Origin of the sequence: Streptomyces sp. NPDC087300 (assembly GCF_044744425.1) — a bacterium.
GTDB lineage: Bacteria > Actinomycetota > Actinomycetes > Streptomycetales > Streptomycetaceae > Streptomyces.
Genome location: NZ_JBIUYI010000001.1, coordinates 155,399 through 164,366, shown reverse-complemented (window position 1 = coordinate 164,366; position 8,968 = coordinate 155,399). Strand labels below are relative to the sequence as shown.

The following is an 8,968-nucleotide window of genomic DNA, read 5'->3' as shown; positions in this document are numbered from 1 at the left end:
GGGGGCCCCGGGGGGGGGGGGGGGCGCGGTGGGGGCCGGCGGGGGGGGGGGGGGGGCCCGCCCCCCCCCCCCCCCCGGGGGGGGGGGGCCCCCCCCCGCGCGGGGGGGGGCGCCCCCCCGCCACGGGTGCCCTTCCCGCGCTGTGTGGCGTCGTCGCGTCAGATCCTGCGCCAGCGCGCGTTGACCCACGAGAAGAGCCCGAACGCGGCGAGGCCGACGGCGATCAGGGCGAGGAGCCAGGGACCGGCGGCCGTATCGGTGAAGGACCGCAGGGTGTCGTCCATGCCCTTGGCCTTGCCGGGCTCGTGCCGCAGCGCGGCCGCGACGGCGAAGCCGCCCGCGGTGGCGAAGAGCACGCCGCGCGCCGTCCCGCCGGTCACCCCGAGGACGTCGGCGCCGCGGCGCACGCGCCGGGACATCTCCCCGATCCGCAGCCGGTCGCGGAACTTGCGCAGCAGGGCGCGGCCCGCGATCCACAGTCCCGCGCCGAGCACCGCGGCGCCCCCGGCGGCCACGATCCACTGCCCGCCCGGCCAGTCGAGGGCCTTGGCCGTGACGTCCTGGGTCTGCTTGTCGCTCGATCCGCTGCCGCTTCCCTTGTCGCCCGCCGCGTAGGCCAGGACGGAGTAGGACACGAAGCCGTAGAAGACGGCGCGCCCGCCGGACATGGCCCGCTTGCTCGCCGAACGTCCTTCGGGACCCGCCTGGCCGAAGAAGAGTTCCGACAGGCGCCACAGCGCCATGCCGGCCAGAGCGGCGCCGAGCAGCCAGAGCAGCGCGTTGCCGAAGGGACGGTCGGCGATCTCCGCCACCGCGCCCCCTCGGTCGGCCTGCTGTCCGCCGGAGTCGGAGAAGGCGATCCGCAGCGCGATCGCGCCGACCAGGAGATAGAGCACGCCGCGGCCGACGAATCCTGCGCGCGCCACGGCGGCGACGGTGCGGCCCTTGGCCACCCGCCGCGCCTGTACGGTGCCGCTGCCTTTCGCATGGGGAAATCGCATGGATCCCAAGTGCCCAGGTCGGAGCGGCTCATGCCCGCCTGTGTCAGTTGTCAGTGGAACCCGCTTCTGGCCCACGGCCGTGCCCCCGCGACCGGGTCGCAGGAGGGGACCGTGAAGGCCCGGTCGAGTCGGGTGATGCAGAGCACCCGCCAATTGCGCGAGCTGCCGGGCACGAGCCACAACATGCCCTGATTGTCGGCCACTTGTCGTCTGATCCGCACAAGGAGGCGCAGGCCGCCGGCGTCGAGGAAGGTGACCTGCCGGAGGTCCGCGACGACCTGGTGGCCTGCGCGGTCGAGAAGTGCCGTCACACGCGGAGCGAGTTCCTGGTCGGCCCAGGCATCCAGTTCGCCCCAGAACGCAAGGACATCAGTGCCGTTCACCACGTCGTGATGCAGGCCGAAGGTGAAGTCGGCGGTGCCCGATTCCCAGTCCAGCAGTTTCCTGTCTCCTCACAGAGAGTAATCGTATCGGCGGTGGCGTGGCGTACATAGACCGGCGCCGGACGCCACCGGGGTCCTGGGCGGCACCGAAGTCATATCTGCATCGTGCCCGCTCAGGGCTATTCGTACCCTTGTCTGGGGGCGGCAATAAGGATCGAGTGCGGATGATCAGGCTTCAAGTGGTCGATTACGGAGAGTAGTTGAAGGTTTTGGGGTCCGCGCTGCCGGGTGTCCCGGGCCGGGTGCCGGGTCAGCGCGGTGTCGCGCGAAACGCCCTGCGATAGCCGCCCGGTGTCGTGCCGGTGGCACGCAGGAAGCGCCGGCGGAGATTGGTGGCCGAGGAGAGTCCGGAGCGCCGGGCGACGGCCTCCAGCGGAAGATCCGTGGACTCCAGCAACTCCCTGGCCAGGCCGATCCGTTGGGCGAGCAGCCACTGGCCGGGGCTGACGCCGAGCTGGTCGCCGAAGCGCCTGGCCAGCGTGCGCGCCGAGACGCCCGCCCGCGCGGCCAGGTCCTCGATGCCGATCGGCTCGGCGAGCCGCTCACGGGACCAGGCGAGCAGCGGCGCGAGCGACCCGTCGAACTGGACGGGGTGGGCGGGCGCCGCGTACTGGAGCTGGCCGCCCTCGCGGTGCGGCGGCATGACCATGTTCCGCGCGACGTGCGCGGCGTATCCGGCACCCTGGTCGGCGCGGACCAGATGGAGGCACAGATCGACGCCCGCGCCCGACCCCGCGCTGGTGGCCACGTCCCCGTGGTCCACGTACAGGACGTCGGGATCGACGTGAACGGCCGGGAAGAGCGCGGCCAGTTCGTCCGCGAGCGCCCAGTGCGTGGTCGCCCGCCGCCCGTCGAGCAGTCCCGCGTGCGCGAGGGCGAACGCGCCGGAACAGATGCTGAGCACCCGGGCACCCCGCCCGTGCGCCCGGCGCAGCGCGGCCACGACCGCGTCGGACGGCGGCTCCCGCGGGGGCAGCCAGCCGGGCACGACGACGGTGTCCGCCCGCTCCAGCGCGTCGAGGTCGTCGCTCACGACCATGTCGTAGCCGGCGCGCGTCGCCACCTGGCCGGGGTGCTCGGTGCACACCCCGAACGAGTACCGCCTCTCCAGGCCCTGCTGCTCCCTCCCGAACACCTCGGCCGCGCAGGCGAGTTCGAAGGGGGACTGCGGCTCGTGGACGAGGGCGACGACACGGTGCATGGCAGGAAAGTACCTCGGCACGACTTTTCTGACACTGGGTGGGTCGACCACCGCCGGACAGTGTTGAGCCATGACGACAGAACAGACCCCCGCGTCGGCAGGCCACGCGGACCAGGACGCCATGGCGGGCTACGTGTGGTCGGCCGTGCGGGACGCCCCGGTCCGTGAACTCTTCCCCGGCATCCGGCTGCGCCCGCTGTGGCGCGGCGCCGACGGCGCCAGCGCCCAGGTGCTCGAAATGGATCCGGGCTCCCACTGGGAGGGCATCGACGTGCACGAACCGGGCCCCGAGGAGGTCTTCGTGGTCTCCGGGGTCTTCCACGACGGCGAACGCGCCTATCCCGCGGGCTCGTTCATCCATGCCCCGGCCGGCTCCTGGCACATCCCGCAGACCACCACGGGCTGCACGCTCTTCGTCTTCTACCCCGAGGGCTGAGACCTCTCCCGCGCCCGGTCGGAGGACTTCTCCGACCGGCTGCGGCCCGCGGCTTCCAGGAGGGTCGGCAGCGCCTGCTCCAGCGCCTCAACCCCGTGCGCGTACGGCAGGCGCAGCCGGTCCCTGAAGCCGTCCACCGCCGAGAACGCGGACCCCGGCACCACGGCCACGCCCCGGCGCCGCGCCCACTGGGCCATCGCCTCCGTGTCGGTGCCCGGCACGCGCACCCACAGCGCGGCGCCCCCGTCGGGACGGTCCCACTCCCAGTGCGGGGCCAGGGACCGCAACAGCTGCTCCGCGTCCGCCCGTTGCCCGCGCAGCGCCGTACGCCGCGTGGTGCGCGCCTGCGGAAGGCGGCCGAGCAGCCGCACCGCCACCAGCTGCTCCACCACGGGGCAGGACAGGTCCACCGACGTCTTGATCTTCGCTAGGCGGGCCACGACCTGCGGCGACGAGCGCACCCAGCCCACCCGAAGGCCGCCCCAGAACAGCTTCGACAGCGTGCCCACGGTGATCGTGGAGGCCTCGGGGAGCCGGGCGGCGAGCGGCACGGGCGGCCCGTCGCCGTCCAGGGCGAGCTCCGCGCACGAGGTGTCCTCGACCGTGAACAGCTCCCGCTCGGCGAGCGCCGTCGCCCACGCCCGCAGCGCCGCCCCGTCCAGGCTGCGGCCGGTCGGATTGTGCACGGTCGGCTGGAGGTACACGAGCCGCGGCCGCACCCGCGCGCCGAACCGCCGGAGCGCCTCGGGATCGGCGCCGTCCGGGCCCCCGCCGGGCCGGTCCCCGCCGACCGGCACGAGGCGCGCGCCGCGCGAGCGCAGCGCCTCCAGGGCGCCGCGGTAGGTCGGGTTCTCCACCACCACCGTGTCGCCCGGGTCGACCAGCGCCTGCGCGACCAGCCACACCGCCTGCTGCGACCCCGAGGTGACCAGGATCTGCTCGGGCCCGGTGGGCACCCCGGCGGCCCGGTAATACGCGGCGATCCCCTCGCGCAGCTCCGGCAGCCCGTACGGCAGATATCCGTCGGCGCCGAGCAGCGGCGCAAGGTCGTCGGCCGTCAGTGCGCCCACCACGTCACCCACCGTGCCGAGCCCGTCCAGGGCGCCGCTGGACAGGTCGACCGTGCCCGTACGCGCGTCGAAACTGGCGAGCCTGCCCTCGCCCGCACCCTGGTCCAGGGATCCCGAGCCGCGCAGCCGCGAACCGCTGCCGCGCCGGCTCTCCAGCCAGCCCGACTCCTCCAGGAGGCTGTACGCGGCGGTCACCGTGGAGCGGCTGACACCGAGCACGAGCGCCAGCTCGCGCTGCGAGGGCAGCGTCGACCCCGCCGGCACGTCCGCACGCTCGGCGAGCTCCCGCAGGGCGGCCGCGAGCCGTCCGGGCAGCGGCCCCGACCCGTCGGCGGCCCAGCCGGTGAGCAGTCGGGACAACCGGGCCGTCGGAATCTTCGCCATGCGCCCATCCTCCTCCACACGGGCCACCGTTCGCCCCGCACGCCCCATGACCAGGCAGGACGCGCAGGCCAATCGGGCCCGACTGGTCGTTGCCAGGGCCCCGGCGGCGACGCAGGATCGGCAGCACCGCGCACAAGAAGGAGTGTGAAGGACATGGCGACCGTCGTGCTGGCCGGAACCCTGGACACCAAGGGCGAGGAGTACGCCTGGCTGCGGGAACGCCTCAGGGAGTACGGCAGCGACGTCCTCCTCGTCGACATCGGCGTCCAGCCGCCGCCCGCCCACGCGCCCACCCCGGACGTACCGGCCGACGTGGTGGCGCGGGCCGCCGGGCACAGCCTGACCAAACTGCGCGCGGCGGGGGAGCGCGGCACCGCGGTCGCCGCGATGGCCGAGGGGCTCACCCGCGTCGTCCTCGACCTGCACCGCGAGGGCCGGCTGCACGCGGTGCTCGCCGCGGCGGGCAGCGGCGGTTCGGCGATCGCCGCGCAAGCCATGCGGGCCCTGCCCATCGGCGTGCCGAAGGTCCTGGTCAGCACCATGGCGGGTGGAGACGTGGCGCCGTACGTCGACAGCAGCGATCTCACGATGATGTACAGCGTCGTCGACATCTCCGGCATCAACTCGGTCTCGCGCCAGGTGCTCGGCAACGCGGCCGCCGCCGCGGCCGGCATGGCGCGCCGCAGGGAGCGCAACCACGAGCAGCTCGCGGGTCCGCGCCGCAAGGTCGTCGCCGCGACCATGTTCGGCGTGACCACGCCCGCCGTCGACACGGCCCGCGCCCGCCTCGCCGAACTCGGCTACGAGGTCCTCGTCTTCCACGCCACGGGCGCGGGCGGCCGCGCCGTGGAGAAGCTCGCCGCCGACGGCATGCTCGACGGCGTGCTCGACCTGACCACCACCGAACTCGCCGACGAACTGGTCGGCGGCGTGCTCAGCGCGGGCCCCGACCGGCTCACCGCGGCGGGCGCCGCCGCCGTCCCCCAGGTCGTCGCGCCCGGCGCGCTCGACATGGTCAACTTCGGCCCCGCGGCGACCGTGCCCGAGCGGTTCGCCGACCGGCGCCTGCTGGTGCACAACTCGACGGTGACGCTGATGCGGACCACCGCCGACGAGATGACCGAGCTCGGCACCGTCCTCGGCCACAAGCTCGCCGCCGCCCGCGGCCCCGCCGAACTCTTCTGGCCGCTGCGCGGTCTGTCCGCCGTGGACGTGACGGGCGGCCCCTTCGACGACGGCGTGGCCGACACCGCGGGCCTGGAGGCGCTGCGCGCCACGGTGCGCGGCAGCGGCGTACGGCTGCGGGAGATCGACGCGCACATCAACGACGCGTCGTTCGCCATCGCCATGGCCGACCGCCTGCACGAACTGATCACCGAGCGCTCCGCGGGCGCGGCAGCCCACTGACCGTCACCCGCACACGAAGGAGAACACCATGAACCGCGAGGAAGCACTCGCCAGGCTGCGCGCCCAGGTCGCCGCGGGCAAGCCAGTGATCGGGGCGGGCGCGGGCACCGGCCTCTCCGCCAAGTGCGCGGAGGCCGGCGGCGTCGACCTCCTGATCATCTACAACTCGGGCCGCTACCGGATGGCGGGGCGCGGCTCGCTGGCCGGACTCCTGCCGTACGGCGACGCCAACGAGATCGTCGTCGACATGGCCCGCGAGGTGCTGCCCGTCGTCAAGGACACCCCGGTCCTCGCGGGCGTCTGCGGCACGGATCCCTTCCGCCGCATGGACCTCTTCCTCGACCAGCTCAAGGCCATGGGGTTCAGCGGCGTGCAGAACTTCCCGACGGTCGGCCTGTACGACGGCACGTTCCGCGTCAACCTCGAAGAGACCGGCATGGGTTACGGCCTGGAGGTCGACATGGTCCGCGCCGCCCACGAGCGCGACCTGCTGACCGCGCCCTACGTCTTCGATCCCGAGCAGGCCGCGGACATGGCACGCGCGGGCGCCGACGTCCTGGTGCCCCACGTGGGACTCACGACGAAGGGCTCGATCGGCGCGGGCACCGCACTCACCCTCGACGACGCGGCGGCCGCCGTGCAGGAGATGCACGACGCCGCCAAACGCGTCAATCCGGACCTGCTCGTGCTGTGCCACGGCGGCCCCATCGCCGAACCCGAGGACGCACGGTACGTCCTCGAACACACCGAAGGCATCGTCGGCTTCTTCGGCGCCTCGTCGATCGAACGGCTGCCCACGGAACAGGCCATCGTCGAGCAGACCAGGGCCTTCAAGTCCCTGACGCCCTGAGGCGAGGGGAGTTCACCAGAGGCGTGCGCCCCGCCGCGCCAGGTACTTGAACGGACTGACGTCCGAGCCGTAGTGCCGCCGGGCCCGTATCTCCAGATGGAGATGGGGGCCCGTGGCGCGCCCGGTGGCTCCGCTGCTGGCGAGCCGCGAACCGGTGCGGACGCGGGCGCCCCTGCGGACGCTGATGCGGGAGAGGTGCGCGTACACCGCGTAGTGCCCGTCCGGCATCCGCACGGTGACGGCGTTGCCGTACGCCCCCGACCAGCTGGCCAGGACCACGGTGCCGCCGCCGACCGCGTACACGGGGGTGCCGCTGGGCACCGCCAGGTCGATGCCGGTGTGGTACCCGGCGAGCCAGTCGCCGCGCACGCCGTACTGGGTGGTGATCCGGTAGTGCCGCCGCAGGGGCAGGGCACACCGTCCTGGAGGTCCGAACTGCGCGAGTCCGCGGTCGTCGTCGGGTATCTCTTCGTCGCCGCGAGCCAGCGCTGACTCGAACTCGGCGTCGTAGTGGGCCGTGCAGGAGTCCTCGGACTCCTCGGCCGATGCCGGGGTGGCCGCCCGCAAGGAGAGCGCACCGCCCGCCAGAAGCGCCGCGGCCATGCCCAGTGCGTCACGTCGTGTGGTGCCCGCTCGAGGCGGGCTGTCTATGTGGTAGCCCATTTCAGCCAGCAGACCGGTCGGGGCCGCGATGCGCACGCCGACTGCGCCATCCGGTGTACGCGGCCGGGGCGGGGCAGCGGGCCGCCGGGAGAAGTTCCGGCAAATCTTCCCGGGACCGAGCAGCCGGTGGCACCCGGCGGGAAAGCCCGTGCCGCGCGGACCCGCCACGCCGAACGCCCCGGTCAACTGCTGCACACCTATAGTCAGTTCACTCCGTACGATGTGCGGGCGGGCCCCGCGGGACACGCCGGCCGAAGTGATCGTCCCCGGCGCCGGGGGACCGGTTATTCGTACAGACCGCCTGTCCGGTTGTCGTGCCCGGCGCAAACAGCGGATACGGTGCTGCCGTGGTGATCGAGAGGGAGGGGCCGGTGCCAGGAACTGCGCTGCTCGTCGCGGCGGCTCCGGTGGGCAAGGGCCGCCTCGTGGACGCGGCCTCCGTACTTCCCGTGCTCGCGGCGGTGTCACCGGCGGCCCTCGCCGGAACCCCGACCGCCAGCGTCGTGGAGCTGGCCGACCCGCTGGACCCGCAGACGGTCCTGACCCGGCTGCGCGCCGCCGCCATGGCGCCGGGACCCCTGACGATCTACCTCGTCGGGCAGGTCCATCTCGACCGCCGCCAGCGGCAGTTGCACCTTGCGCTCGCCAGGTCGACGCCCGCGACCATGCGCTACACGGGACTGCCCTGGCACTGGATCACCCAGGAACTGCGGCTGCGCCCCGCGGGCGACACGACGATCCTCGCCGACCTGCACACCGACCCCGAGAGCTGGGCGACCCTCACCCGGCACCCGCTCGACGCGGGACCCGGCGTCGCCCTGTACGGGCGGATCGCCCCGCCCGTCCGGCGCCGCGGCATCGAGACGCCGGCGTACATGAGGGCGCTCGCCACCGTCCTGCGCAGCGGCCACCGGCCGCCGCTGCCCCAACTCCACCAGCAGGCCGCCATCCAGTCCGTCGCCGACGACGCGCAGGACCTGCTGCTCGCGTCGACCGGCGCGGCCCCGATGCCGCAGGGGCCCTACCGGCAGGCGCCCACCGCCTCCGACATGGACCCGCACGCGGCGATCACCGCGGCCGTCGAGGCGGGCCGGCACGGCGAGGCCGCGTCCATGGCCGCCACCTGGGAACAGACCGCGCTGCGCATGCACGGTCCCGGCTCGGGCGAGGTCATCCACTGGATGGAGGTCCGTGCGGACCTCGCGAGATTCGCCGGGGAACCGGCGCGCAGCTGCGAGACCTGGCTCGCCGTCGCCGCCGCCCGGCTCTCCGCGGGCCAGGCCCCCGACTCCGCCGAGGTGGAGGCCGCCGCGGACCGGGCCCACCACTTGTGGGACCGCGTGCGCGACCCCGAGACCGTCCGCGGGCTCGGCCCCGCCCTGGTCGCCCTGCGCCGCCAGGTCCCGGGACGCCAGCGCGGCACGCTGCTGCTCGCCCAGCGGCGGCTCGAACAGTTCCACACGCAGCAGGTCGGCTGACGGGGCCGCCCGCCCCGGGTACGGGGCGGTGGCGG

9 protein-coding genes are annotated in these 8,968 nt (G+C 74.0%); 4 read left to right on the top strand and 5 right to left on the bottom strand.

What is annotated here, in order from left to right; translation table 11 throughout:
* Positions 1-158 precede the first annotated feature (158 nt).
* The 3 genes from ACIO9J_RS00650 to ACIO9J_RS00640 form a co-directional block, all read right to left on the bottom strand.
* A complete protein-coding gene (locus ACIO9J_RS00650; RefSeq protein WP_401990276.1) occupies positions 159-1,001 on the bottom strand; it encodes a DUF1206 domain-containing protein in 843 nt (280 codons plus the stop codon).
* A 50-nt stretch (positions 1,002-1,051) separates the two neighbouring features.
* Complete coding sequence (locus ACIO9J_RS00645; protein WP_401990273.1) at positions 1,052-1,384, bottom strand: STAS domain-containing protein; 333 nt, start codon at positions 1,382-1,384, stop codon at positions 1,052-1,054.
* Between the two features lie 310 nt (positions 1,385-1,694).
* Positions 1,695-2,645 (bottom strand): GlxA family transcriptional regulator, encoded by a 951-nt coding sequence (locus tag ACIO9J_RS00640; RefSeq protein ID WP_401990270.1) that lies wholly within the window; start codon positions 2,643-2,645, stop codon positions 1,695-1,697.
* A 121-nt stretch (positions 2,646-2,766) separates the two neighbouring features.
* On the opposite strand from ACIO9J_RS00640, the gene ACIO9J_RS00635 reads away from it, so the two are divergent.
* Positions 2,767-3,081 carry a cupin domain-containing protein gene (locus tag ACIO9J_RS00635; RefSeq protein ID WP_401992975.1) on the top strand — a complete coding sequence of 105 codons (315 nt, stop codon included), beginning with the start codon at positions 2,767-2,769 and terminating at the stop codon, positions 3,079-3,081.
* Here the strand turns inward: ACIO9J_RS00635 and ACIO9J_RS00630 are convergent.
* Entirely contained in the window at positions 3,066-4,535 is a 1,470-nt protein-coding gene (locus ACIO9J_RS00630) for a PLP-dependent aminotransferase family protein (protein WP_401990268.1), read from the bottom strand. The two genes, ACIO9J_RS00635 and ACIO9J_RS00630, sit on opposite strands and share 16 nt — an antisense overlap.
* Positions 4,536-4,688: 153 nt before the next feature.
* Here ACIO9J_RS00630 and ACIO9J_RS00625 point away from each other — a divergent pair, with 153 nt between their 5' ends.
* Both ACIO9J_RS00625 and ACIO9J_RS00620 read left to right on the top strand, forming a co-directional pair.
* On the top strand, positions 4,689-5,942 hold the full coding sequence (locus tag ACIO9J_RS00625; protein WP_401990265.1) for a Tm-1-like ATP-binding domain-containing protein: 1,254 nt from the start codon (positions 4,689-4,691) through the stop codon (positions 5,940-5,942).
* 28 nt (positions 5,943-5,970) lie between these two features.
* Positions 5,971-6,792, top strand: coding sequence for a phosphoenolpyruvate hydrolase family protein (locus ACIO9J_RS00620; protein ID WP_401990263.1), 822 nt, complete (start codon positions 5,971-5,973; stop codon positions 6,790-6,792).
* Between the two features lie 12 nt (positions 6,793-6,804).
* Here ACIO9J_RS00620 and ACIO9J_RS00615 read toward each other — a convergent pair whose 3' ends face one another.
* Positions 6,805-7,395 (bottom strand): M23 family metallopeptidase, encoded by a 591-nt coding sequence (locus ACIO9J_RS00615; protein WP_401990260.1) that lies wholly within the window; start codon positions 7,393-7,395, stop codon positions 6,805-6,807.
* A gap of 431 nt (positions 7,396-7,826) precedes the next feature.
* Between ACIO9J_RS00615 and ACIO9J_RS00610 the strand changes: the two genes are divergently transcribed.
* Entirely contained in the window at positions 7,827-8,933 is a 1,107-nt protein-coding gene (locus ACIO9J_RS00610) for a hypothetical protein (RefSeq protein ID WP_401992972.1), read from the top strand.
* Positions 8,934-8,968: the final 35 nt, after the last annotated feature.